The sequence below is a fragment of the Variovorax sp. UC122_21 genome, assembly GCF_044056785.1.
Lineage (GTDB): Bacteria > Pseudomonadota > Gammaproteobacteria > Burkholderiales > Burkholderiaceae_C > Variovorax.
This window is the reverse complement of sequence record NZ_CP172004.1, coordinates 2021810-2045418: the sequence shown is the minus strand read 5'-3', so window position 1 is coordinate 2045418 and position 23609 is coordinate 2021810. Positions and strand designations below refer to the sequence as shown.

18 protein-coding genes and 7 pseudogenes are annotated in these 23609 nt (G+C 69.8%); 14 read left to right on the top strand and 11 right to left on the bottom strand.

The genetic code is table 11. From position 1 onward, the window contains the following. Positions 1-112 precede the first annotated feature (112 nt). From ybiB to ACHMXE_RS21965, 13 genes and pseudogenes are all read left to right on the top strand, one after another. Positions 113-1017, top strand: a pseudogene (ybiB, locus tag ACHMXE_RS22025) (DNA-binding protein YbiB). Then, positions 1014-1826, top strand: a complete 813-nt coding sequence (gene cobA, locus ACHMXE_RS22020; RefSeq protein ID WP_395351256.1) for a uroporphyrinogen-III C-methyltransferase — start codon at positions 1014-1016, stop codon at positions 1824-1826. Before ybiB ends, cobA begins: the two are co-directional and overlap by 4 nt. Positions 1827-1918: 92 nt before the next feature. Next, complete coding sequence (locus ACHMXE_RS22015) at positions 1919-3022, top strand: ABC transporter ATP-binding protein (protein ID WP_395351255.1); 1104 nt, start codon at positions 1919-1921, stop codon at positions 3020-3022. A gap of 58 nt (positions 3023-3080) precedes the next feature. After that, positions 3081-3620: a hypothetical protein gene (locus ACHMXE_RS22010; RefSeq protein ID WP_395351254.1), complete on the top strand. Its 540-nt coding sequence runs from the start codon at positions 3081-3083 to the stop codon at positions 3618-3620. Continuing rightward, positions 3605-4348: pseudogene (locus ACHMXE_RS22005) on the top strand (PotD/PotF family extracellular solute-binding protein); the annotation flags it as partial. The gene ACHMXE_RS22010 and the pseudogene ACHMXE_RS22005, both read left to right, overlap by 16 nt. Positions 4349-4352: 4 nt before the next feature. Further along, positions 4353-5270 carry an ABC transporter permease gene (locus tag ACHMXE_RS22000; RefSeq protein ID WP_395351253.1) on the top strand — a complete coding sequence of 306 codons (918 nt, stop codon included), beginning with the start codon at positions 4353-4355 and terminating at the stop codon, positions 5268-5270. 296 nt (positions 5271-5566) lie between these two features. After that, positions 5567-6457, top strand: a complete 891-nt coding sequence (locus ACHMXE_RS21995) for an ABC transporter permease (protein WP_395351252.1) — start codon at positions 5567-5569, stop codon at positions 6455-6457. A gap of 61 nt (positions 6458-6518) precedes the next feature. Then, entirely contained in the window at positions 6519-7649 is a 1131-nt protein-coding gene (locus tag ACHMXE_RS21990) for a sterol desaturase family protein (RefSeq protein ID WP_203201933.1), read from the top strand. Positions 7650-7907: 258 nt separating this feature from the next. After that, on the top strand, positions 7908-8438 hold the full coding sequence (locus ACHMXE_RS21985) for a hypothetical protein (protein WP_395351251.1): 531 nt from the start codon (positions 7908-7910) through the stop codon (positions 8436-8438). 61 nt (positions 8439-8499) lie between these two features. Then, a pseudogene (locus ACHMXE_RS21980) lies at positions 8500-9731 on the top strand (NAD(P)/FAD-dependent oxidoreductase). Between the two features lie 112 nt (positions 9732-9843). Beyond that, complete coding sequence (rpsU, locus tag ACHMXE_RS21975; protein ID WP_007833691.1) at positions 9844-10056, top strand: 30S ribosomal protein S21; 213 nt, start codon at positions 9844-9846, stop codon at positions 10054-10056. 128 nt (positions 10057-10184) lie between these two features. Beyond that, entirely contained in the window at positions 10185-10634 is a 450-nt protein-coding gene (locus ACHMXE_RS21970; RefSeq protein ID WP_093339432.1) for a GatB/YqeY domain-containing protein, read from the top strand. 5 nt (positions 10635-10639) lie between these two features. Further along, positions 10640-11131, top strand: coding sequence for an NUDIX domain-containing protein (locus ACHMXE_RS21965; protein WP_395351250.1), 492 nt, complete (start codon positions 10640-10642; stop codon positions 11129-11131). A gap of 16 nt (positions 11132-11147) precedes the next feature. Here the strand turns inward: ACHMXE_RS21965 and ACHMXE_RS21960 are convergent, their stop codons facing one another. Next, complete coding sequence (locus ACHMXE_RS21960) at positions 11148-11921, bottom strand: sulfite exporter TauE/SafE family protein (RefSeq protein WP_395351249.1); 774 nt, start codon at positions 11919-11921, stop codon at positions 11148-11150. A 102-nt stretch (positions 11922-12023) separates the two neighbouring features. Here ACHMXE_RS21960 and ACHMXE_RS21955 point away from each other — a divergent pair, with 102 nt between their 5' ends. Then, positions 12024-12920, top strand: a complete 897-nt coding sequence (locus ACHMXE_RS21955) for a LysR family transcriptional regulator (protein WP_395351248.1) — start codon at positions 12024-12026, stop codon at positions 12918-12920. On the opposite strand, the gene ACHMXE_RS21950 is transcribed toward ACHMXE_RS21955, so the two are convergent. The 10 genes and pseudogenes from ACHMXE_RS21950 to ACHMXE_RS21905 all read right to left on the bottom strand — a co-directional run bounded on the left by ACHMXE_RS21950 (position 12917) and on the right by ACHMXE_RS21905 (position 23602). Further along, positions 12917-13918, bottom strand: a complete 1002-nt coding sequence (locus tag ACHMXE_RS21950) for an NAD-dependent epimerase/dehydratase family protein (protein WP_395351247.1) — start codon at positions 13916-13918, stop codon at positions 12917-12919. The two genes, ACHMXE_RS21955 and ACHMXE_RS21950, sit on opposite strands and share 4 nt — an antisense overlap. Further along, positions 13915-14817 carry a bile acid:sodium symporter family protein gene (locus tag ACHMXE_RS21945; protein ID WP_395351246.1) on the bottom strand — a complete coding sequence of 301 codons (903 nt, stop codon included), beginning with the start codon at positions 14815-14817 and terminating at the stop codon, positions 13915-13917. Before ACHMXE_RS21945 ends, ACHMXE_RS21950 begins: the two co-directional genes overlap by 4 nt. 26 nt (positions 14818-14843) lie before the next feature. Continuing rightward, positions 14844-16184: a flavin-containing monooxygenase gene (locus ACHMXE_RS21940; protein ID WP_395351245.1), complete on the bottom strand. Its 1341-nt coding sequence runs from the start codon at positions 16182-16184 to the stop codon at positions 14844-14846. A 117-nt stretch (positions 16185-16301) separates the two neighbouring features. Continuing rightward, positions 16302-16952 (bottom strand): annotated as a pseudogene (locus ACHMXE_RS21935) (SDR family NAD(P)-dependent oxidoreductase); the annotation flags it as partial. Positions 16953-17137: 185 nt separating this feature from the next. Beyond that, a pseudogene (locus ACHMXE_RS21930) lies at positions 17138-18187 on the bottom strand (NAD(P)-dependent alcohol dehydrogenase). Positions 18188-18227: 40 nt separating this feature from the next. Beyond that, positions 18228-19331: an ABC transporter ATP-binding protein gene (locus ACHMXE_RS21925; protein ID WP_395351244.1), complete on the bottom strand. Its 1104-nt coding sequence runs from the start codon at positions 19329-19331 to the stop codon at positions 18228-18230. Between the two features lie 38 nt (positions 19332-19369). Beyond that, positions 19370-20269 (bottom strand): carbohydrate ABC transporter permease, encoded by a 900-nt coding sequence (locus ACHMXE_RS21920; RefSeq protein ID WP_395351243.1) that lies wholly within the window; start codon positions 20267-20269, stop codon positions 19370-19372. Continuing rightward, positions 20266-21136 (bottom strand): annotated as a pseudogene (locus ACHMXE_RS21915) (carbohydrate ABC transporter permease). Before ACHMXE_RS21915 ends, ACHMXE_RS21920 begins: the two are co-directional and overlap by 4 nt. Before the next feature lie 34 nt (positions 21137-21170). After that, positions 21171-22464: pseudogene (locus tag ACHMXE_RS21910) on the bottom strand (ABC transporter substrate-binding protein). A gap of 166 nt (positions 22465-22630) precedes the next feature. Further along, on the bottom strand, positions 22631-23602 hold the full coding sequence (locus ACHMXE_RS21905) for a helix-turn-helix domain-containing protein (RefSeq protein WP_395351242.1): 972 nt from the start codon (positions 23600-23602) through the stop codon (positions 22631-22633). Positions 23603-23609: the final 7 nt, after the last annotated feature.

Below are 23609 nucleotides of genomic sequence, written 5' to 3'. Positions count from 1 at the left end.
GCCCCCACCCCAGCCCTCCCCAGCGGGGGAGGGAGCACAAGCCCCCGCGTCCAGGACAGGCATAAGCGAACTCTCATTCCGGCATAAGCCTTGCGGGACAATCCGCCTACCCATGGGAATCAGCCACTACATCAAGGAAATCGGCCGGGGCGCGCGCGGCGCCCGGCCGCTGTCGCGCGAACAGGCCTGCGACCTGTTCGGCCAGGTGCTCGACGGCACCGTCACCGACCTCGAGATCGGCGGCTTCTGCCTCGCGATGCGGATCAAGGGCGAAACGCCCGAGGAGATGGCCGGCTTCCTCGACGCCACGCATGCGCGGCTGGCGCGCTTTCCCGCCAGCGAGCGGGCGCTGGTCGTGCTGCCCAGCTACAACGGCGCGCGCAAGCTGCCGGTGCTCACGCCGCTGCTGGCGCTGCTGCTGGCGCGCGAGGGGCTGCCGGTGCTGGTGCACGGCAGCGCCACCGAAACCGCGCGCGTGCTGGCCTCCAACGTGCTCGAGGCGCTGGGCACCGCGCCGCTGGCCGCGGTGCGGGAAATCGCCGCCGGCGAGGTCGCCTTCGCCGCCACCGAGCTGATGAGCCCGGGCCTCAAGCGGCTGCTCGACGTGCGCCGCGTGGTCGGCCTGCGCAACCCGGGCCACAGCGTGGTCAAGCTGATGCAGCCCGGCGCCGGCGCCTGCGTGGTGGTCGGCAGCTACACCCATCCCGAATACGCGCGCGTCATGGCCGCCACCTTCGAGCTCACCGGCATGACGGCGCTGCTGTCGCGCGGCCTCGAGGGCGAGGTCGTGTCGGACCCGCGCCGCACTGCCCAGATCGACGGCTTCGTGCGCGGCGTGCGCACCGAGCTGCAGGCCCAGCAGCCCGGCACCGACCCCGAGGTGCCCGGCCTGCCGAAGGACATCGACGTCGCGACCACGGCCGACTACACGCGCCGCGTGCTGGCGGGCGAGCTCCCGTGCCCGCAGCGATCACTACGCAGGTCCGGCACATCACGCAACTGGCATCCCACGCATGACAACCAACGCCCCCACCCCCTCCCTCATCGCCGGCCGCTGCACGCTGGTGGGCGCCGGCCCGGGCGACCCCGAGCTGCTGACCGTCAAGGCCGTGAAGGCGATCCAGGCCGCCACGGTGCTGCTGGTCGACGACCTCGTGAACGACGCCATCGTGCAGGCTTATGCCCGGCCCGATGCGCGCATCGTGCACGTGGGCAAGCGCGGCGGCTGCAAGAGCACGCCGCAGGCCTTCATCGAGCGGCTGATGATCACCGCGGTGCGCGAGGGCGAGACGGTGGTGCGGCTCAAGGGCGGCGATCCCTTCATCTTCGGCCGCGGCGGCGAGGAGGTCGAGCACCTGCGCGAGGCCGGCATCGAATGCGCGGTGGTCAACGGCATCACGGCCGGCCTCGCGGCCGTCACCGCGCTGGGCGTGCCGCTCACGCACCGCGACCATGCGCAGGGCGTGGTGTTCGTCACCGGCCATGCGAAGACGGGCGCCGGCGCCGCCGACGACCCGACCGACTGGCGCACGCTGGCCGCGACCGCGCACGGCGCGCGGCTCACGCTGGTGATCTACATGGGCGTGTCGGGCGCGGCCCACATCGAGCGCGAACTGCTGCACGGCCTGCCGGCCAGCACGCCGGTGGCCGTGATCCAGCATGCGAGCCTGCCGCAGCAACGCCATGTCGCGACCACGCTGGGCCGGCTGCAGCGCGCCATCGCCGAGGCCGGCCTCGCGAGCCCGGCGGTGATCGTGGTGGGCGACGTGCTGCGCGGCCTGGCCGCCGCCGGCCTGCCCGCGGACGCGAACCGCTTCGGCACCTGATCCCCGCACGCGCCGTGCGCGCCGTACGCCCTAAGGCGTAGAGGCGGCGCAGCGCGGCCGCCGCGGGCATGGATCGTGCTCGGCCACGGGCAATGAATGCCGTCGCCACGCCCGTCCCCGCCGCCATCGAGATCGTCGCGCTGAGCAAGCGCTACGCCCCGGGCACCCCGGCCGCCGTCGATCGGATCGACCTGCGCATCGCCAGCGGCAGCTACTGCTGCCTGCTCGGCCCTTCGGGCTGCGGCAAGAGCACCACGCTGCGCATGATCGCGGGCCACGAGTCGGTGACCAGCGGCGACATCCTGCTCGACAACCGCAACATCACCGACCTGCCGGCCGCCGCGCGCGGCACGGCGATGATGTTCCAGAGCTTCGCGCTGTTCCCGCACCTGTCAGCCACCGACAACGTGGCCTTCAGCCTCAAGATGAAGGGCGTGGCCAAGGCCGAGCGCCAGCAGCGCGCCAATGCGCTGCTCGAGCGCGTCGCGATGGGCCACCTGGCCGCGCGCAAGCCCGGCGAGCTCTCGGGCGGCCAGCAGCAGCGCGTGGCGCTGGCGCGCGCGCTCATCACCGAGCCGCGCGTGCTGCTGCTCGACGAGCCGCTGTCGGCGCTCGACCCCTTCCTGCGCATCCAGATGCGCGCCGAGTTGCGGCGCTGGCAGAAGGAGCTGGGCCTGACCTTCGTGCACGTCACGCACTCGCAGGAAGAGGCAATGGCGCTGGCCGACACCATGGTGGTGATGAACCACGGTGTGATCGAGCAGGTCGGCTCGCCGCACGCGGTCTACAACCATCCGGCCAGCGAATTCGTGGCGCGCTTCATGGGCGGCCACAACGTGCTCGACACGCCCGCCGGCCCGATCGCGGTGCGCAACGACCGCATGCGGATCGCGCCGGCCGCCGAGACGGCCGAGGGCCTCGCCGCCACCGTCACCGACGTCGAATACCAGGGCACCTACGTGCTGCTGGGCCTCGCGCTCGACGCGGCCGCGCCCGGTCGCGCGAACGTGTCGGTGCAGCTCGGCGAGGCCGCGTTCCTCGCAAAGCCGTACGCGCTCGGCGAGGCCGTGCGGCTGTCGTGGGCCGACGCCGATGCGCGCGTGCTCGGGCCGGGCGCGAAGCCGCCGGGCGAGCGCACGCCGGAGCCCACGGCCGCGCTGCGCGACGACACGGCGGCGATCGCGATGACGCTCTGAGCCCCCTCTTTTCTTTCTTCCCTTCCGCGTTCCTCCCCTTTCTTTCAGGAGACTCAGCATGACCGACACCCTCGACTCCACCCTCGGACTCAAGCGCCGCACCTTGCTGCAAGGCACGGCCGGCATCCTGGCCACGGGCATCGCGCCCTTCGTGCATGCGCAGGACAAGGTGGTGCTGCGCTACCTCGGCACGGCAGTGAACCAGGACAAGGCGATCGCCGAGAAGTTCAAGGCCGACACCGGCATCGAGATCCAGTACGTGGCCGTGACCACCGACGACGTGACCAAGCGCGCGGTGACGGCGCCCAACAGCTTCGACCTGATCGACACCGAGTTCTTCTCGCTCAAGAAGATCGTGCCGACCGGCAACCTCAAGGGCATCGACAGCAAGCGCGTGAAGAACGCCGACAAGATCACCTCGCTGTTCACCAAGGGCGAGGTGGCGGGCAAGAAGGTCGGCGACCAGGGCACGGCGCCCGTGAAGGTGATCTACCTCGAGGGCGAGAAGAGCAAGGCCTTCGCCAAGTCGGCCACGCAGTTCATGTCGCTGATCCCGACCACCTACAACGCCGACACGCTGGGCATCCGCCCGACCTGATCAAGCGCCCGATCGGCTCCTGGGCCGAGCTGCTGAACCCCGAATTCAAGGGCAAGACCGCGATCCTCAACATTCCCTCGATCGGCATCATGGACGCGGCGATGGTGGTGGAGGCCAAGGGCATCCACAAGTACGCCGACAAGGGCAACATGACCAAGGCCGAGATCGACCTCACGATCAAGACCTTGATCGAAGCCAAGAAGGCCGGCCAGTTCCGCGCGCTGTGGAAGGACTTCAACGAATCGGTGAACCTGATGGCCTCGGGCGAGGTCGTGATCCAGTCGATGTGGTCGCCGGCCGTGACGGCCGTGCGCAGCAAGGGCATCGATTGCACCTTCCAGCCGCTCAAGGAAGGCTATCGCGCCTGGGCCTCGGGCTTCGGCCTGCCGGCCACGCTGTCGGGCAAGAAGCTCGACGCGGCCTACGAGTTCATCAACTGGTTCCTCGACGGCTGGGCCGGCGCCTACCTCAACCGCCAGGGCTACTACAGCGCGGTGCTCGACACGGCGAAGTCCAAGATGGAAGCCTACGAGTGGGCCTACTGGATGGAGGGCAAGCCCGCGGCGCAGGACATCAAGAGCCCGCAGGGCGACGTGATCGCCAAGGCCGGCGCGGTGCGCGACGGCGGCAGCTACGAGCAGCGCATGGGCGGCATCGCCTGCTGGAACGCGGTGATGGACGAGAACGAGTACATGGTCCGTAAATGGAACGAGTTCGTCGCGGCCTGATCCCGTGAGCGCACCCGCCGCCCGCGCGAACGCCGCCACCGAGCCGCTGCATGCCGTGAAGGCATGGTGGCAGGCGGCGCCGTTCGCGCTGGTGTTCCTGCTGTTCTTCCTGGTTCCGCTGGCGCTGGTGGCGATGGTGAGCCTGTGGAACTTCAACGAGTACGAGCTGATCCCGGCGTTGACGCTGCGCAACTACCTGAGCCTGTTCGAGGGCTGTTCGCGGCTGACCGACAACGGCGACCTCTGCGTGACGCTCAACACCTACCTGAGCACCTTCAAGTTCTGCCTGCTGGTCTGGGGCATCACGCTGCTGATCGGTTTCTCGGTGGCCTACTTCCTGGCCTTCCACGTGCGCTCGTCGACGATGCAGACGGTGCTGTTCGTGCTGTGCACGGTGCCGTTCTGGACCTCGAACGTGATCCGCATGATCTCGTGGGTGCCGCTTCTGGGCCGCAACGGGCTGGTGAACCAGGCGCTGATGGGCCTGGGGCTGGTGCAGCAGCCGGTGGAGTGGCTGCTGTTCTCCGACTTCTCGGTGGTGCTGGCCTTCGTGCACCTCTACACGATGTTCATGATCGTGCCGATCTTCAACAGCATGATGCGCATCGACCGCTCGCTGCTCGAGGCCGCGAACGACGCGGGCGCCTCGGGCTGGCAGACGCTGTGGAACGTGGTGGTGCCGCTGTCGCGCACGGGCATCCTGATCGGCTCGATCTTCGTCATCACGATCGTGATGGGCGACTTCGTGACCATCGGCGTGATGGGCGGCCAGCAGATCGCCTCGATCGGCAAGATCATCCAGGTGCAGACCTCGTACCTGCAGTTCCCGCTGGCGGCGGCCAACGCGATGATCCTGCTGGCCGTGGTGCTGATGATCATCTGGGGGCTGACGCGGCTGGTGGACATACGCAAGGAGCTCTAGGTGGTGTTCTTGCATTGCCGATTTCGACCTGCGGGGCGCGCTCGCGCCGACGGGGTGCTCTGCTCCGCGAATGTCCCCCGGCCTTCGGCCTCCTCCTTGATTTCGCTGCGCAGAGCACCCCATCGACGCGAGCGAGGCGCAGCGGTGATGACGGGCCGGGCACCACGGTCGCGTCCAGATGCACGGGGTACCGGGTGCTCCCCGCAGCGAAATCAAGGAGGAGCCCGAAGGGCGGGGGACATTCGCGGAGGGGAGTACCCGGTGCCCCGTGCATCCACCCCGAAAAAAGACTTGCCATGACCCCCCACATCCGAGAGAAACGCAACAAGGGCTTCTGGCCCCTGGCCACCGTCTTCGCCCTGTTCGTGCTGTTCCTCTACGGCCCGATGATCACGATCTTCGTGCTGAGCTTCCAGGGCCCCGAGGGCGGCCTGACCTTCCCGCTGCGCGGCGTCTCGCTGCACTGGTTTTACAAGCTCGCCGAGGGCCTGGGCACGGTCGACATCGGCGCCGCGTTCCGGCGTTCGCTCGCGCTGGGTGCCGTGGTCATGGGCTTCACCGTCGTGCTCTCGGTGCTCGCCGGCCTCGCGTTCCGCAAGAAGCTCGCGGGCGGCAACACCCTGTTCTTCGTCACGGTCGCGAGCCTGATCATGCCGTCGATCATCATCTCGCTGGGCATCGGCCTGCAGTTCCGGCTGCTCGACACCGGCATCAAGGCCCTGTTGACCGCCATCGACGCCACCACCCTGCTCGAGGGCTACGGCACCGCGCTCGGCCTGTTCAGCTCCGCCCTCGGCGCCCACCTCACCTGGACCCTGCCCTTCGGGCTGCTCATCATGTTCGCGGTCTTCAACCGCTTCAACCCGGCCTACGAGGAGGCCGCGCGCGACCTCGGCGCCACGCCCTGGCAGACCTTCCGCTTCGTCGTGCTGCCGCTGATCGGGCCCTCGATCGTGGGCATCGGCATGTTCGGCTTCACCCTCTCGTGGGACGAGATCGCCCGCACCTCGCAGGCCATCGGCGACGTCAACACCCTGCCGCTCGAGCTGCAGGGCCTGACCTCGACCGTGACCACTCCTTCGATCTATGCCCTCGGCACGGTGACGACCGTCGTGTCGCTGCTGGTCATGGCGGCGGCGCTGGGGGCGGCCGCGTTGTTGCGGCGACGCTCCACCCGAAGGGGGTGACCGCTTTCGCGCCGCCCGACCTAAAATCGCGCCCCTACAAAAAAGCAAGACAGAGGCGGGCATGCTGGAAATCGACAAACTCAACGAACTCGCCGAAAGCCACGGCGAGCTGCGCCGCGGCAAGGGCATGGTCACGGGCACCATCGCCATCAGCCTCGCGGTGCTGTGCTTCCTCGGCGTACTGGTGTTCCACTTCCCGCAGTACCTGAGCACGCCCGAGCTGCGCAAGAGCTACAACGTCGACCTCATGCGCTGGGTGCTGCTCGTCGCCATGGTGGTCTCGGGCGGCCTCTCGCTGGTCAACATCATCTTCAACCGCACGCGCTGGCTCTCGTCCTTCGCCTTCCTCTTGATCGTGCTGTCGGCCCTGCTCGGCGGCCACAAGGTCCCGGTCAACGACTTCGCCGACAACACGCCCTACATCGGCCTCGACTGGTTCATCCTCGACCTGCTCGGCTCCTCGCTGATCTTCATCTTCATCGAGAAGCTGTTCGCGCTGCGCAAGGACCAGCCCGTGTTCCGCGCCGAGTGGCAGACCGACTTCCACCACTTCGTGGTCAACCACATGATTGTGGGCTTCGTGCTGCTGGCCACCAACCTCATGGTGCACAAGCTGTTCGGCTGGGCCGCCAACGACGGCATCCGCGGCTGGGTCGGCAACCTGCCGTTCTGGGCCGGGCTGCTGCTGATCATCCTGGTGGCCGACCTGGTGCAGTACTGGACCCATCGCGCCTACCACGAGGTGCCGGTGCTGTGGCGGCTGCACGCGGTGCACCACAGCGTGAAGAGCATGGACTGGATGGCCGGCTCGCGCCAGCACATCCTCGAGCTGCTGATCACGCGCACGCTGGTGCTGGCGCCGATCTACGTGCTGGGCTTCAGCAAGGAAGTGATCGACGCCTACATCGTGGTGGTGGGCTTCCAGGCGGTGTTCAACCACTGCAACGTGAGCGTGCGGCTCGGCCCGCTGCGCTACGTGATCGTCACGCCCAACTTCCACCACTGGCACCACAGCCAGGACCAGGAAGCGCTCGACAAGAACTACGCGGCGCACTACGCGTTCCTCGACTACCTCTTCGGCACGGCCGTGAAGACCACCAGGCTCTGGCCAGAGAAGTACGGCGTGCTCGGCGACTACGTGCCCAACGGCTTCTTCAAGCAGTTGAAGTTCCCGTTCCTCTGGAAGGGCTGATGCGCTCGTTCCGCCAGACCTGCGCGGCCCTCGCTGCCGCGGGCGCCACCCTGCTGCTCGGGGCCTGCGCCACCCGCCTCGACCTGCCATCGGAAGACAACGGCCTGCGCCTGCGGGTGCAGAGCTCGGTGATCGCGCCGGGCAACGGCGGCGAGCTGATCGCGGCCGATGCACTGGAGCCCGGCGACATCCTGCTGACCTCGATCGCCACGGTGAACTCCTTCGGCATCCGGCTGGGCACCTTCTCGCCCGTGAGCCATGCCGTGCTCTACCTCGGCGACGGCCGGATCGCCGAGGCCGTGGGCACCGGCGTGCGCGCGCGGGGCGCTGGCCGAGGTGGTCGACGAGGAACAGATGGTGGTGGCCTTCCGTGTGCCCGGCGTGGACGCGGCCGGCGCCGAGCGCATGCGTGCCTGGGCGCTGTCGCAGGTCGGCGTGCGCTACAACACCGTGGGCGTGCTGCTCAACGCGCCCTTCGTGCTGAACCGCCGGCTGTGCGAGCTGCCGCTGATGCCGGGCGCGGTCAGCCATTACTGCATGAGCGGCATGGCCATGGTGCAGCTCGGCGCGAGCCGCGACGACCAGTTCTTCTGCTCGCAGTTCGTGCTCGAGGCCTACAACCGGGCCGGCCTGCCGATCACCAGCGCCGACCCGCGCTGGGTCAGCCCGGCCGACCTGCTGCACATGCGCGAGGGCGACGTGCCCTCGATCGCCGCCACCCAGCCGCTGCGCTACGTGGGCCACCTCAAGTACAACCCGCCGCCGGTGCTGGCGGCCGACGGGCCATGAGCGCCGCGCCGGGCCGCCCCAAGCAAGCTCGCACCGCAGTGCGAAGCACGGAGGTACTTCAGTGAGCGATATCTCGCATTTCGACGCCGTGGTGATCGGCGCCGGCGCCGCCGGCCTGTTCTGCGCGGGCGTGGCCGGCCAGCGCGGGCTCAGGGTGCTGCTGCTCGACCACAGCGAGAAGGTGGGCGAGAAGATCCGCATCTCGGGCGGCGGCCGCGCCAACTTCACCAACCGCGACCTCGACGTGCGCGCGCCGCAGCGCCATTTCATCGGCGAGAACCCGAATTTCTGCCGCTCGGCGCTGTCGCGCTATGCGCCGCAGCAGTTCGTCGACCTCGTGCAGAAGCACGGCATCGCCTTCCACGAGAAGCACAAGGGGCAGCTGTTCTGCGACGGCTCCTCGCAGCAGATCGTCGACATGCTGCTGGCCGAATGCGCGGCCGGCGGGGTCGAGCGCTGGCAGCCCTGCCGCATCGGCCAGATCACGTTCTCGGCCGAAAACGCAGATGGGACGAGCGTCGGCAGCTATCGAATCGAGAGCAGCCGCGGGCCCATCGAAACGCCGAAGATCGTGGTCGCCACGGGCGGCCTGTCGATCCCGCAGATCGGCGCCAGCGACTTCGGCTACCGCATCGCCGAGCAGTTCGGCCTGCGCATGGTGGCGCCGCGCCCGGCGCTGGTGCCGCTGACCTTCGGCGGCGAGGCCTGGGCGCCCTATGCCGAGCTGGCCGGGCTGGCGCTGCCGGTGCGCATCGAGACCGGCGCCAGAAGGAGAAGATGGCCTTCCTCGAGGACCTGCTGTTCACCCACCGCGGCCTCTCGGGCCCGGCCGTGCTGCAGATCTCGAGCTACTGGAAGCCTGGCGCGCCGCTCACGCTGGATTTCGCGCCTGGCGTGGACGTGGCCGCGGCCTTCGCCGAGGCCAAGCTGCGCTCGAAGAAGCGCATCGCCAACGAGCTCGCCGCCCTGGTGCCCTCGCGGCTGGCCGATGCCTGGGTCGGCCAGGACGGCGCGCTGCAGCGGCCGATCAACGAGGCGGCCGACCGCGCGCTGGCCGCGCTGGCCGAGCGCATCGCGCGCTGGCAGATCGTGCCTTCGGGCACCGAGGGCTACAAGAAGGCCGAGGTCACGGCCGGCGGCGTCGACACGCGCGACCTGTCGTCCCAGACGATGGAATCGAAGCAGCCGGGCCTGTATTTCATCGGCGAAGTGGTCGATGTCACCGGCTGGCTCGGCGGCTACAACTTCCAATGGGCCTGGGCGAGTGCCCACGCCTGCGCAAACGCGCTATAATCGCCGGCTAACTTTGGCCTTCCCTCAACGGCCACACACTTTTTCTTGTTGAGGAACCCCGGCCTGGGGCTCTCGATCCTCCCCCGGCCAAATTTCAAATCAACGATTCCTGATGACCACCATCCGCGTTAAAGAAAACGAGCCCTTCGACGTCGCCCTGCGCCGCTTCAAGCGCACCATCGAAAAGCTCGGCCTGCTGACCGACCTGCGCGCCCGCGAGTTCTACGAAAAGCCGACCGCCGAGCGCAAGCGCAAGAAGGCAGCCGCCGTGAAGCGCCACTACAAGCGCGTTCGCAGCATGCAGCTGCCCAAGAAGCTGTACTGACGCACCCTGGCATCGGAGACAGCGGCCGATTCGACAACACCGAACCCGCCGCCCTCCGCCCCGCCAACTGCCTTCCAGCCGCGCCAGGGAAACCTGCCGCGGCTTTGTTTTTTCCCGCAGGAGACCCCATGAGCCTCAAAGAACAGATCACCGAAGACATGAAGACCGCGATGCGCGCCAAGGACTCCGAGCGCCTGGGCACGATCCGGCTGCTGCTGGCCGCGCTCAAGCAGAAGGAAGTCGACGAGCGCGTCGAGCTCGACGACGCCATGGTCGTGGCCATCGTCGACAAGCTGGTGAAGCAGCGCAAGGACTCGGTCACCGCCTTCACCCAGGGCGGCCGCACCGACCTGGCCGACAAGGAAGCGGCCGAGATCAAGGTGCTCGAGGTCTACCTGCCGCAGCGCCTGGGCGCCGACGAGATCGCCGCCGAGGTCAAGGCCATCGTGGCCGAGCTCGGCGCCGCGGGCCCGGGCGACATGGGCAAGGTGATGGGTGCGGTCAAGACGCGCCTGGCCGGCAAGGCCGACATGGGCCTGGTGAGCGCCGCGGTCAAGGCCGCGCTGACCGGCGCCTGATCGCCATGACCGCCTGCACCGAGACCGCCGCGATCCCGAAGGCCTGCGCCTGCCTGGTCGACGCGCGCGGCCGGCTGCTGGTGTTCAGCCATCCCGAGGACGGCAACATGCAGCTGCCCAAGGGCACCATCGAACCGGGCGAGTCGCCCGAGTTCGCGGTGCGGCGCGAGCTGCTCGAGGAATCGGGCATCGACCATGCCGGCGCGCTGGTCTCGCTGGGCACCCTGCAGCGCGACTGCGAGGCCGGCGTCGAGGGCAACACCCACCGCCATCCGCAGCTGTGGCACCTGTTCCTGATCCATGCCGAAGGGCCGCTGCCCGAGCACTTCGACCACGTGGCCATGGGCAGCCCCGAAGAGGACGGCCTGGTGTTCTCGTTCAGCTGGCTGGCGCCCGAGGCGCCGATCGACGGCTACGCCCTGCCCTACCGCCAGGCCATCGAGCGCGTGCGCGCCGCGCAGGCCCTGGCGGCGGCCCAGCCCGTGGCCGCGGGCTGAACGAACCCCAGCGCGCTCATCCCATGGCCCGCACGGCCATGTAGGCACCGAGCAGCCCCAGCCCGACCAGGAAGCAGCGCCTGAACACCGGCACCGGCAGCCGCTGGCGCAGCCAGGTGCCCAGCACCATCCCCACGATCGCCGGCACCAGCATCAACGCCGAGCCGCCGAGCACCGCCAGCGGATAGCCGCCGTTGCCCGCGAGCCCGATCGCCAGCACCACGGTCGAGGTGGTGAACGAGATGCCCATCGCCTGGATCAGCGCGTCGCGCTGGAAGCCCAGCGCCTGCAGGTAGGGCACGGCCGGCACCACGAACACACCGGTCACGGCCGTCACCAGCCCGGTCGCGATGCCGACAAGCGGTCCGAGCCAGCGCTCGTGCGCGGGCGCCACCTTCAGTTGCCGCCCGGTCAGCCCCCACAGCGCATAGGCCACCAGCGCCACGCCGAGCGCCACGGAGGCCCAGGCGCCGGCCGGCACGCCCAGCCACCAGGCGCCGCCCAGCGTGCCCGCCACGATGCCGGCCTGCATGCCGCCGATGCGCCGCAGCACCGGCAGGAAAGTCGCGCGCGGCCCGGTCTGCCAGACGTTGGTGACCAGCGAAGGCACGATCAGCAGCGCCGCCGCCTGCACCGGCCGCATCCACAGCGCGAGCAGGCCCATCGACACCGTCGGCAGCCCGAGGCCGATCACGCCCTTGATCACGCCGGCCAGCAGGAAGACCGCCGCGGCGGCGAAGCCGTGCCCCGCGAGGCCGGCCAGTTCGTTCGAGAAGGAGGAAGACGTCATCGGCGCGCAGTCTGCCGGCCGCGGCGCCGGCCGGGAATCCGGCATTCGCGCAGCGAGCCTCAGGCACAGACTGAGGCCGGCGTGCTACCTTGCGGGCTCACCATGCGATTCGATCTCACCGACCTGCGGCTCTTCCTCCACGTCGTCGAGGCCGGCAGCCTGACCGCCGGCGCGCAGCGCTCGCACATGACGCTGGCCTCGGCCAGCCAGCGCGTGCGCGGCATGGAGGATGCGCTCGGCACCCCGCTGCTCACGCGCCATGCCCAGGGCGTGCGCCCCACCGAGGCCGGCCGCACCCTGCTGCACCATGCGCGCGTGGTGCTGCAGCAGATGGAGCGGCTGCGCGGCGAGCTCGGCGAATACGGCCAGGGCCTCAAGGGCCACGTGCGCTTCCTCTGCGGCACCTCGGCGCTGACCGAGCACCTGCCCGAGGTGCTGGCGCGCTTCCTGGCGCAGCATCCGCGGGTGTCGATCGACCTCGAGGAACGGCCCAGCCCCGACACCGTGGAGGCGCTGCGTGCCGGCCTGTGCGACATCGGCATCGTCTCCGACGCCATCGACACCGAGGGCCTCGAATGCCATCCGTTCCGGCGCGACGACCTGGTGCTGGTGATGCCGCGCGGCCATGCGCTGGCCGGGCGCCGGCGCGTGAAGCTGGCCGAGGTGGTCGACAGCGAGTTCGTCGGCCTGCCCGCCGACAGCGCGCTGCAGCAGCTCGTGACCATGCATGCGCGCGCGCTCGGGCGCCACCTGTCCTACCGCGTGCGGGTGCGCAACTTCGAGGCCGTGTGCCGCATGGTCGAGCAGGGTATCGGCGTGGGCATCCTGCCGCAGACCGCGGCCGCGCGCTGCGCGCGTTCGATGAAGATCGCGCGCGCCTCGCTGGCCGACGCCTGGGCCGAGCGCACCTTGATGGCCTGCGTGCGCAATTCGGAGGAGCTGCCGCTGAACGCGCGGCGCATGCTCGCCTACCTGCTCGAACCCGTCGAAAAAACCTAGGCCTCGCGCGTGACCGGCCGCCCCTGCGCCGCGCGCGCCGCCACGAAGGCCTCGAAGGCCTCGGCGCTGGTCTTGCGCGGGCGATAGCCGAAGCGCTCCTTCAGCGCGGTGTTCGACAGCACCGGCCGGTAGCGCAGGAAATCGAGCTGCTCGGGCCCGTAGCGGCTCACGCCGAGCGCCGAGCCCACCGCCAGCGCCGTCTTGAGCACGCCCGCGGGAAAGTCGATGGTGCGCTTGCCCAGGCGCGCCGCGATCTCGTGGATCGGCAGCGCGCCGTCGCCCGCGAGGTTGTAGCAGCCGGCCGGCGCGCCGCCCTCGAGCGCATGGGCGATGGCGCCGGTCACGTCCTCGTCCCAGACGAAGACGAAGGGACTCGCGCTGCCGCGGATCGCGATCAGCCGCCGCTTCTCGAACAGCGCCGTGATCTGGTTGTCGACCCGCTCGCCGAGGATGGTGCCGATGCGCAGCACCGTCTGCGCCAGCGAGGGATGGCGCGCGCGCCAGTCGGCCAGCAGCTCCTCGACCTGGCGCTTGTGGTCGGCATAGGCGAACACCGCGTTGCCGCGCAGCGGCTGGCGCTCGTCGATCCAGGCCGGGTTGTCGGCGTGGTAGCCGTAGGCCGCGCCGCTCGACGACACCACGATGTGCGCGACCCGGTACATGGTGCAGGCCTTGAGCACGTTGCGCGTGCCGCCCACGTCGACCGAATGCTCGAACTCGCGGTTCGAGTCCCTGCCCGGCGTGACGATCGAGGCCAGGTGCACCACGGTGTCGATGGCATGGTCGGCGAAGGCCTTGCCGATGCCGGCCTCGCGCACGTCCTGCGCCAGGTAGGCCACGCCCGGCAGCCGGCGCTCGCGCGGCACCTCGCGCACGTCGAGCGCCACCAGGCCCTCGAGCTGCCCATGGCCGAGCCGCGGCGCGAGCGCGGCGAGCACGCCGCGGCCCAGGAAGCCGTCGGCCCCGGTCACCAGCACGCGGCGCGCGGCGGCCGTCATGGCCGTGCGGGCCGGCGGCCCCACCAGCTCGCGAGCGCGAGGCCCGCGATGATGTCCCAGAAGCCCCAGACGCCGGCCACCACGGCCATGCCGCCGAGCCCGCCGAAGAAGCTGAAGATCAGCACCAGCCCGAGCCCCGCGTTGCGGATGCCGACCTCGATCGCCACCGCGCGCCGGTCGTAGTCGGCCAGCCCCGACAGCCGCGCGCAGAGGTAGCCGGTGCCGAAGGCCAGCGCATCGTGCAGCACCACGGCCAGCAGCACCAGCCCCACGTAGTCGAGGAAGTAGCGCCAGTTGCCCGCGATCGCGCCGACGATGAAGGCGATCAGCGCGAGGAAGCTCAGGATCCGCGCCGGCTTCTTGATGCGCGCCGTGAGCCCCGGCAGCCGGTGCGCGCAGGTCACGCCGAGCACGAAGGGGATGCCGATGATCATCACGATGTGGCCCAGCATGTCGAGCGGATCGAGCGCGATGGTCTGGAGCAGCGGCGCGGCGCTCGGATGCAGCCCGCCCCAGAAGGCGAAGTTCAGCGGCATCAGCACGATCGACAGCGCGTTCGAGATCGCGGTCATCGACACCGACAGCGCCACGTTGCCGCCCGCGCGGTGGGTGAGGATCTGCGAGATGTTGCCCGGCGGGCAGCAGGCCACCAGGATCATGCCGAGCGCGATGCTCGGGGCCGGCTTGAGGACCAGCGTGAGCGCGAAGGTCACGGCCGGCAGCACGACGAACTGCGCGCCGATGCCCACCGCCATCGCGCCGGGCATGCGCGCCACGCGCTTGAAGTCCTCGATGCGCGTGTCGAGCGCGATGCCGAACATCAGGAAGCCCAGCACCACGTTGAGCAGCACCAGCGAGGCCGGATTGAAGTGCAGGCGGATCTCGTCGACGGGCAGCATGGGCGCGTGTCCTTTTCTTCGTCGGCTCAGCCCGGATCGGCCAGCGCCGCCGAGGCAGCGCGCACCGCGGCGCGGTAGGTGTCCTTGTGCACGTAGTAGGCCATGCGCTCGAGCTGCAGGTATTTGTAGCCGCCCGAGAGGTCGGGCGGCGGTCCCTTGGCGGCCGCGCGCAGCGCCGCGGCCTTGGGCGAGCCCGCCGCCTGCGCGCGCAGATAGCGCGCCACCAGCTCGGCCTGCTCGTAGCGCCCCTGCCAGCCGATGCCGCTGGCCTCGATCATGCCGAGCACGGCAAGGTTCTCGAAGCGCGGCGAGAAGATGTTGAGGTACAGCCGTGGCGCCATGCCCTGCCAGTCGAGCAGCGCGCGGTCGATGAACGGATAGTGCAGCGCATAGCCGGTGGCGGTGAGGATCAGGTCGTAGTCGCGCGTGCCGCCGTCCTTGAAGTACACGGTGTGGCCGGCCAGCCGCTCGACGTCGGCGCGCACCGCGATGTCGCCATGGCCGATGTGGTGCAGGATCAGCGAATTGACGATCGGGTGCGACTCGTACATGCGGTAGTCGGGCTTCGGAAAGCCGAAGCGCGTGGGGTCGCCGGTGAACCACTGCAGCACCTTGGCGTCCAGCCGCTGCTTGAGCCATGGCGGCAGCGGCTTCTTGCCGCCGAGCGTGTCGGCCGGCTTGCCGAACACGTACTTGGGCACGAAGTAGTAGCCGCGCCGCACCGAGATGTCGACGCACTTCGCGTAGTGCACCGCGTCGACCGCGATGTCGCAGCCCGAGTCGCCCGCGCCCACGATCAGCACCCGCTTGCCCTTGAAGATCTCGGCATGCTTGTAGTCGCTGGTGTGCAGCAATTCGCCCTCGAAGTGGCCGTCGAAGCGCGGATGCTTGGGCTCGGACAGCGTGCCGTTGGCGATCACCACGCCCTTGAATTCGAAGGTCTCCACGCCCTCCTCGCCATCGCCGTCGGCCGGTCCCACGCTGACCTGCCAGGTGGTGTCGGGTGCGTCCGAGGTCGGTTCCACGCGCAGCACGCGCGTGCCGAAGCGGTAGTGCTCGCGCAACCCGAAACGCGTGGCGAAGTCGCTGAAGTAGCGGCGCAGCTCGCGGTGGCTCGGGTAGTCGGCCACCGTGTCGGGCATCGGGAATTCGCTGAACTCGGTGGTCCTCTTGCTCGAGATCAGGTGCGCCGAGTGGTAGACCGTGGAGCGCGGGTTGTCGATGTCCCACAGCCCGCCCACGTCGCTGTGCGCCTCGAAACCCTGGAAGGGAATGCCGTGCTTCTGCAGGTTGCGGGCACCGGCGAGGCCCGAGGGGCCGGCGCCGATCAGCGCGATCTGTTCGTGGGTGGGCACTGTCACTGTCACGTTGGCGGCTAGCCTTCCTTCGGCGAGGGCGGTGATGAAAAGGGTGGCAGCCCGGGGATCGGCGTGGCGCCGGCCTCGCCCGCGCGCGGCTTGCGCGGCTGGCCGCGCAAGAGCCGGTCATGCAGTGCCTCGGGCAGGCAATCGAGGGCCTTCGAGAGCCAGCCGATGCGCCGCGGCAGGCACGATGCGCTCGCGGCCCGCGGCCACCGCCGCGAGCGTGCGGCGCGCGGCCTCCTCGGGCTCGAGCAGCCCCGGCATCGCGAAGCGGTTGCCGGCGGTCAGCGCGGTGCGGATGTAGCCCGGGCTCACCGTGTGCACCCCGACGCCGCTGCCGCGCAGCTCGGCGCGCAGGCTCTCGAGGTAGCGGATCAGCCCGGCCTTGCTCGCGCAGTAGGCGCCGTTGCCCGGCATGCCGCGCCAGCCCGCGATGCTGGCCATGCCGACCAGCGCGCCGCGCGCCTCGCCGCGCATCGCGGCCACGAAGGGCTGGAAGGTGGTCGCGGCGCCCAGCAGGTTGATCTCGAGCATGCGGCGCAGCACCGCGAGGTCCTCGGCCTGCGCGGTGTCGAAGCCGCCGGCCACGCCCGCGTTGGCGATCACCAGGTCGGGCGTGCCGGCCCGGGCCATCCAGTCGGCGGCCATGGCCTGCATCGCCACCGTGTCGGCCACGTCGGGCGTGTAGACCGCGCAGCGCCCGGGCGCCAGTGCCTCGAGCGCGCGCAGCCGTTCGCGGTCGAGCCCCACCAGCGCCACGCGCGTGCCGTCGGCGATCAGCCCGCGCGCCAAGGCCTGGCCCAGGCCGCCACAGGCGCCCGTCAGCACGGCATTGCGAAAGCGAGGGGGCATCGGGGAAGCGCGGCTCGAAAAAAAGATGCGCCCCAATGTAGCGGCGCGTTTTGCCGCGCCGCCCCGGCGTTTTCCCTTGCACGCCGGGCCGCGGGGCCCGGCGCCGCTCAGGCCTCGGCCGGAAACTCGATCTGGATCTTCACGTCCGTCGCCCGCCCCGCCGCGGCCTCCTCGAAGGCGCGGATGCCGTCCTCGAACGCGAAGGTGCGCGAGATGAAGGGCCTGACGTCGACCTGGCCCGAGGCGATCAACGCGAGCGCGCGCGGGGAAGATGTTGGCGTAGCGGAACACCGACTCGATGCGCAGCTCCTTCGCCTGGATCGCGACGATGTCGAAGGCCACCGGCGCCGGTGGAATGCCGACCAGCACCACGCAGCCGCCGGGGCAGGCGAGCTCGAAGATGCCTTCGAAGGCGCGCACGCTGCCGCTGGCCTCGAACACCGCATTGGCGCCCCAGCCGTCGGTCAGCTCGCGCACCGCGTCCGCCAGCTTGCGCTCGCGGATGTTCACCGTGCTCACGGCCGGGTTGCCGGCGAACAGCGCGAGCTTCTCGGGCACCAGGTCGGCCAGGATCACGCGCGCGCCGCGCCGCCCGCGAGCGCGGCCAGCACGGTCATCGCGCCGATGGTGCCGGCGCCCACCACCACCGCCACGTCGCCGGGCTTGAGCACGGCCTTCTTCGCGGCCTGCAGGCCGATCGCCAGCGGCTCGACGATCGCGCCCTCGGCGAAGCTCACGTTGTCGGGCAGGCGGAAGGTGAAGGCCGCCGGATGCACCACGTAGGGTGTGAGGCAGCCATGGATCGGCGGCGTGGCCCAGAAGCGCACGGCCGGGTCGAGGTTGTAGATGCCCTCGCGCACCGCGCGCGAGTCGAGCTGCGGAATGCCGGGCTCCATGCAGACCCGGTCGCCGGGCCGCAGATGCGTGACCTCGGCGCCGACCTCGGCCACCGTGCCCGAGGCCTCGTGGCCGAGGATCATCGGCGCGTCGACCACGTAGGGCCCGATGCCGCCGTGCTGGTAGTAGTGGACGTCGCTGCCGCAGACGCCGACGGTGTGCATGCGGATCTTCACGTCGCGCGGGCCGACCGGTTGCGGCGGCAGCGCGATCTCGCGCAGCGCGAGTTCGTGGGCTTTCTCGAGGACAAGGGCTTTCATGGAGGACGGGTGTTTCTGAGAGGAAAGTCGATGAAGGGGTTCAGTGCAGCGGCGCCACCGCGTCGCGCCGCAGCGAGGCGCCGGTCTGCGCGTCGAACAGGTGGAGCTGGGCCGCGTCGATGCCGAAGCGCACGCGCTCGCCGAGCCGCGGCGCGCGCGCCGAATGCACCAGCGCGGCGATCTCGCTGCCGGGGGCGTCACCGATGCTCACGAGCACCTCGTTGCCGAGATACTCCACCAGCTGCACCTCGCCCACGAAGGCGCCCGCGTCGTCGGGCAGCGCCAGCAGGTGGGCCGGCCGGATGCCGAGCGTGACGCGCTCGCGCCCCTCGAGCGCGAAGCGGCGCGCATCCACGCGCACCGTGCCGCCGTGCCCGCGCAGCACGGCACCGCCGTCGCCGTGCGCCACCGTCATCTCGAGCAGGTTCATCGGCGGCGTGCCGATGAAGCCGGCCACGAAGGCCGAGCGCGGGTTCTCGTAGATCTCGCGCGGCGTGCCCACCTGCTCGATGCGGCCGTCGCGCAGCAGCACGATGCGGTCGGCCAGGGTCATGGCCTCGTGCTGGTCGTGCGTGACGTAGACCGTGGTGGTTCGCAGCGTCTGGTGCAGCCGCGCGATCTCCACGCGCATGTGGTTGCGCAGCTTGGCGTCGAGGTTCGACAGCGGCTCGTCGAACAGGAACACCCTGGGCGTCTTGATCATTGCGCGCGCGATCGCCACGCGCTGCTGCTGGCCGCCCGAGAGCTCGGTCGGCCGGCGCTCGAGGTAGCGCTCCAGGCCCAGCGTGTCCGACACCTCCTTCACGCGGCGCGCGATCTCGCTCTTCGGCACCTTCAGGCGCTTGAGCCCGAAGGCGATGTTGTCGCGCACGCTCATGTGCGGATAGAGCGCGTAGTTCTGGAACACCATCGCGATGCCGCGCTCCTGCGGCGGCAGGTCGTTGACGCGCGTGCCGCCGATCAGCAGCTCGCCGCCGCTGATGTCCTCCAGGCCCGCGAGCATGCGCAGGATGGTCGACTTGCCGCAGCCCGAGGGGCCGAGGAAGACGACGAACTCGTTGTCGCAGACGTCGAGGTCGAACTGGTGCACCACCTGGGTGTCGCCGTAGCGCTTGATGATCTGGTGGCAGCTGATCGCGGACATGTCGTTCGTTCTTTCTTCGGGAAGGGGGCGTGCGGCCTTCATGCCGCGTCGCGCTTGCGCTTGAACGCCGCGTTGAGGAAGCCGCTGAGCACGCCGATCATCAGGAGCGGCGGCAGCGACAGCAGGATCACGGAGGCATTCAAGATGCCCCAGGGCACGTCGCGCCCGAGCTGGCTCAGCTCCGAGGCCACGATGGGCAGCGTCTTGGCGTCCGAGGTGGTCAGCATCAGCGCGATCAGGAACTCGTTCCACACCAGCACGAAGCCGAAGGCGATGGCACCGACCAGCGAGCGCGCGGCGATCGGCAGCGCCACCTTGAGGAAGATCGCGTAGGGGCCGTAGCCGTCGACGCGGCCGGCCTCCTCCACCTCCCGGGGCACCGCCTTGAAAGCCGGGATCGCGAGCCAGATCACGGTCGACAGCGTGAGCAGCGTGTAGGTCACGATCAGCGCGATGCGCGTGTCGTAGAGCTCGAGCTGCAGCCAGATCACCATCAGCGGGATCGCCACCGCCACCGGCGGCAGGAAGCGCATCGACAGCACGAAGAACTGGATGTCGTCGGCGCGCCGCACCGGGTAGCGCGCCAGCGCATAGGCCGCGGGCAGGCCCAGCAGCGCGCCGATCAGCACCGCCGAGCCCACCACCACGAGCGAGTTGACGAGCCCCTGCGCCACCGCCTCGCGGCCCAGCACGTAGGCGTAGTTCTCGAGCGTGGGCGTGAAAAAGAACTTCGGCGTCGCCGAGACGATGTCGACCCGGTTCTTGAACGAGTTGAGGAAGGTCCAGAGCACCGGCACCAGCGCCGAGAGCGCGGCGGCGGCGAGCACCAGCCGCGCCACCAGGGTGCCGAGGCCCGGGCGCCGGCGCGCGGCCGGGCGGATGGCGGGCGCATCGCCGGCGCGCAGCACGGGTGCGGCGGAAGTCGTGGCGGAGTTCATGCGGGCCGGGTCCATTTCCAGAGGTAGGTGAAGGCCACGGTCGAGGCCACCATCATCAGCACGGCCATGCTCGAGGCGTAGGAGATGCGACCCGACTCGATGAAGCCTTGCGAGAAGGCGTACATGTCGAGGGTCTCGGTCGAGATGCCGGGGCCGCCGCGCGTCATCACGTAGATCAGGTCGAAGGCGCGCAGCGACTCGATCATCTTCACGAAGCTCAGGCTGATGAGCGGCGCGCGCAGCATCGGCAGCGCGACGAAGGCGTAGACCTCCCAGGGCTTCGCATGGTCCATGCGCGCCGCCTCGAAGGGCTGCGGCGGCAGGGTCTCGAGCAGCTTGAGCACGATCACCGCGAAGAACAGGCCCCACTGCCAGACATCGACGAAAGCCACCGTGAGCAGCGCCGTGAGCGGCTGCGCGAGCAGGTCCAGCGGCTCGCCGGTGATCGCCTTGTAGGGCCAGGTCAAGAGGCCGAACAGCGGATGGAAGGCGAACTTCCAGACGAAGGCGGCCGACACGCGCGGGCAGTAGCACCGGCACGATGAACAGCATGCACAGCAGGTTGCGCCAGCGCGGCGTGGCGCTCTGGAACAGCAGCACGCCGAGCAGCACCGCGAGCCCCATCGTGGCGCTCACGGTCAGCAGTTCCCAGGTCAGCGAGACGCCGACCGCGTTGAGGAAACGCCGGTCCGAGAACAGCTGCAGGTAGTTGGAGAACCACACCCAGCCGATGTCGGACTGGCCGAGCTCGCGGTCCTGCAGCGACACGGCGATGGCGAACACGGTGGGCACCAGCGCCAGCACCGCGAGCACGAGCAGGCCGGGGCCGATGAAGACGAGCGGCAATCGGGTCTTGTGAAGGGTCATCGCGGGACTCGCAAGGAACGCGGGGCCGGGCGGCTCACTTGCGGCGCCGCGCGATCAGCTGCTTCGCATAGCCGTCGAGCTCGTCGAGGCCGGCCTGGATGTCGGTGCGCGAACCGGTGATCAACTCCTCGAGGATGATCCCCCAGCGGTCGCCGAGGTCGGGCCAGGCCGGGTCCTGCCAGAAGTTGACCGCGGTGAGCTTGCCGGTGTCGGCCAGCGCCTTGCCGAGGTCCGCGCCATAGCGCTTGGAGAACTCGGGACTGCCCAGCACGCTGGTGCGGTTCAGTTCGCCGAACTGGCCCTCGGCGAGGCGGCGCTGCTCGTTCTTCTTCGAGGTGGCCCAGGCGATGAAGAGGCCGGCGCACTTCTTCGCCTCCTCGCTCTTGTTGGCCTTGGCGCCGATCGCCAGGCCGTGGCCGTAGCCGCCGCCGGTCAGCGGCGCGGGCGGCGTCGCATAGGCGATCTTGCCGATCACGGTCGACATCTTGGGATCGAGCGCATTGCCCGCGAGCGGGGTCGACTCGACCAGCATCGCCACCTTGCCCGCGAGGAAGGCGCCGGTGGCCTCGTCCCAGCCGCCGGTCTTGGTGCCGGGCGCCGAATACTTGAAGAGCTCGAGGTAGGTCTGCGTGGCCTTGAGCGCGGCGGGCGAGTCGAACACCGGCTTGTCGCCGTCGAACCACTGGCCGCCGTAGCCGCGGAAGTACGGCATCCAGCGCCACACGTTGGCGCCCGAGCCGCGCTGGCCGCGCAGCGCCACGCCGTAGACGCCGTTGGCCGGGTCGTTGAGCTTCTTCGCGGCGGCCACGAACTCCTCGAGCGTGGCCGGCGGCTTGATGCCGGCCTTCTCGAGCAGGTCCTTGCGGTAGACCATCAGGTCGCCGCCGCCGGTCAGCGGCGCGAACCAGGCCTCGCCCGCATAGGTGGCGACCTTCTGGCGGCCTGGATCGAAGTCGGCGTAGTCGTAGTCGGCCGGGTAGTACTTCGCGAGCGGCACGATCCACTTCGACTGCGCGAACAGCGGCACGTTGGCCTCGTCGACGTAGTAGACGTGGTATTCTGCCCACGGTCGAGGCGTCGGCGCGCGTCTTGGTGCGGCGGTCGTTCTCGTTGAGGTTGTCGATGCTGAACGAGGCGCCGGCCAGGGCCTTGAACTCGTCCTTGTACTTTTCGAGCAAGGTCAGGCCGTCACGCGGCTGCGCCAGCACCCGCACGTCCTCCTTGCACGACGCGGCCTGCGCCAGTGCGGCACCGGCGGCACCGGCCGCCAGCAGCGCCACGAGCAGCGTGCGGACGCGGGCGCGCCTCCCTGCGGATTCCTTGAACATCGCTTGTCTCCGTTGAACTTGTTGCGGATCGCCGACCGAAGCCGGGGAACAAGCCCGCCGTGCCGGGCGCCCCTTTCGGGGGGCGGCGCGACAGCGACGGGACGGGGTGAAGCGTATGCAGCGGCTCAGCGGTGCCGCGTACCCCCCAAACGGGGTACTGGTACTTTCATGACCAGGCCGACTGGGGTTTTACCGGGGTCGTGGGCGGATAGTGGACCGTGCGCAGCCCGAAGCGCTCCTGCGCCTGCTGGCGGTAGGCGCTGGGCGTCATGCCCTTGTGCTGCAGGAAGCGGCGGTTGAAGTTGGCGATGTTGAAGAAGCCGACCTCGTAGCAGATGTCGCTGACCAGGCGGTCCGAGGTCTGCAGCATCTGGCAGGCCTTGGCGATGCGCAGCCGGGTCACGAACTCGGTGAAGGTGCTGCCCATCTGGCGGTGGAAGTAGCGCGAGAAGCTGCTCTCGGCCATGTTCGCGATGGCGCTGACCGAGGCCAGCGAGATCTCCTCGGCCAGGTGCTCGTCGAGGTGGTCGAGCACGCGGCGCATGCGCGTGCTGGTGGCGGGATCGCCGTCGGAGGGCTCGTCCTCGCTCGAGATCAGGCGCCAGTCCTCCCAGCGCGCGAGCTCGTGCAGCAGGCCGATGAACTCCGCCAGCCGCGCCATGCCCTCGTGCGCCTGCACGCGCTGGAAGCGCTCGCGCGCCACTCCGCCGATGCCGAAAAACTCGATGCCGCGGCGCGCGCGGTCGAGCATCGGCAGCACCGCGTCGATCTCGGGGAACAGCGCCGAGCCCTTGCGCAGCGGCTCCTCGCGGAAGTGGATCACCATGCTGCGGTCGGCGATGCCCTCGGCGGGCACGTCGTCGGAGATCCAGGTGTGCGGCAGCCGCGAACCCACCAGCGCCACGTAGCCGGGCTCGAAGCGGCCGATGTGGTTGCCCACGAAGGCCTGGCCGGTGGTGCGGTTGATGATCTGCAGCTCGTACTCGTCGTGGTAGTGCCAGCAGTCGAAGGGCCAGGGCACGCCGTGCTGCAGGCAGCGCACGGTACCGCCGCCCGCGGGCTCGAAGCCCAGGCGCGGGTCGCGCAGCAGTTCGTGTTCGAGCTCGGGTTTGCGGGCGGCGCGCTGTGTTCTGCTCATTGTTGTC

Excerpts from the sequence above, each read along its gene's own strand:
- ACHMXE_RS22010 (WP_395351254.1), top strand. The coding sequence starts at position 3,081 with ATGACCGACACCCTCGACTCCACCCTCGGACTCAAGCGCCGCACCTTG.
- ACHMXE_RS21965 (WP_395351250.1), top strand. The coding sequence starts at position 10,640 with ATGACCGCCTGCACCGAGACCGCCGCGATCCCGAAGGCCTGCGCCTGC.
- ACHMXE_RS22015 (WP_395351255.1), top strand. The coding sequence starts at position 1,919 with ATGAATGCCGTCGCCACGCCCGTCCCCGCCGCCATCGAGATCGTCGCG.
- ACHMXE_RS21925 (WP_395351244.1), bottom strand. The coding sequence starts at position 19,331 with ATGTCCGCGATCAGCTGCCACCAGATCATCAAGCGCTACGGCGACACC.
- ACHMXE_RS21995 (WP_395351252.1), top strand. The coding sequence starts at position 5,567 with ATGACCCCCCACATCCGAGAGAAACGCAACAAGGGCTTCTGGCCCCTG.
- rpsU (WP_007833691.1), top strand. The coding sequence starts at position 9,844 with ATGACCACCATCCGCGTTAAAGAAAACGAGCCCTTCGACGTCGCCCTG.
- ACHMXE_RS21985 (WP_395351251.1), top strand. The coding sequence starts at position 7,908 with ATGCCGTGCTCTACCTCGGCGACGGCCGGATCGCCGAGGCCGTGGGCA.
- ACHMXE_RS21950 (WP_395351247.1), bottom strand. The coding sequence starts at position 13,918 with ATGACGGCCGCCGCGCGCCGCGTGCTGGTGACCGGGGCCGACGGCTTC.
- ACHMXE_RS21990 (WP_203201933.1), top strand. The coding sequence starts at position 6,519 with ATGCTGGAAATCGACAAACTCAACGAACTCGCCGAAAGCCACGGCGAG.
- cobA (WP_395351256.1), top strand. The coding sequence starts at position 1,014 with ATGACAACCAACGCCCCCACCCCCTCCCTCATCGCCGGCCGCTGCACG.
- ACHMXE_RS21970 (WP_093339432.1), top strand. The coding sequence starts at position 10,185 with ATGAGCCTCAAAGAACAGATCACCGAAGACATGAAGACCGCGATGCGC.
- ACHMXE_RS21945 (WP_395351246.1), bottom strand. The coding sequence starts at position 14,817 with ATGCTGCCCGTCGACGAGATCCGCCTGCACTTCAATCCGGCCTCGCTG.
- ACHMXE_RS21955 (WP_395351248.1), top strand. The coding sequence starts at position 12,024 with ATGCGATTCGATCTCACCGACCTGCGGCTCTTCCTCCACGTCGTCGAG.
- ACHMXE_RS21905 (WP_395351242.1), bottom strand. The coding sequence starts at position 23,602 with ATGAGCAGAACACAGCGCGCCGCCCGCAAACCCGAGCTCGAACACGAA.
- ACHMXE_RS21960 (WP_395351249.1), bottom strand. The coding sequence starts at position 11,921 with ATGACGTCTTCCTCCTTCTCGAACGAACTGGCCGGCCTCGCGGGGCAC.
- ACHMXE_RS21920 (WP_395351243.1), bottom strand. The coding sequence starts at position 20,269 with ATGAACTCCGCCACGACTTCCGCCGCACCCGTGCTGCGCGCCGGCGAT.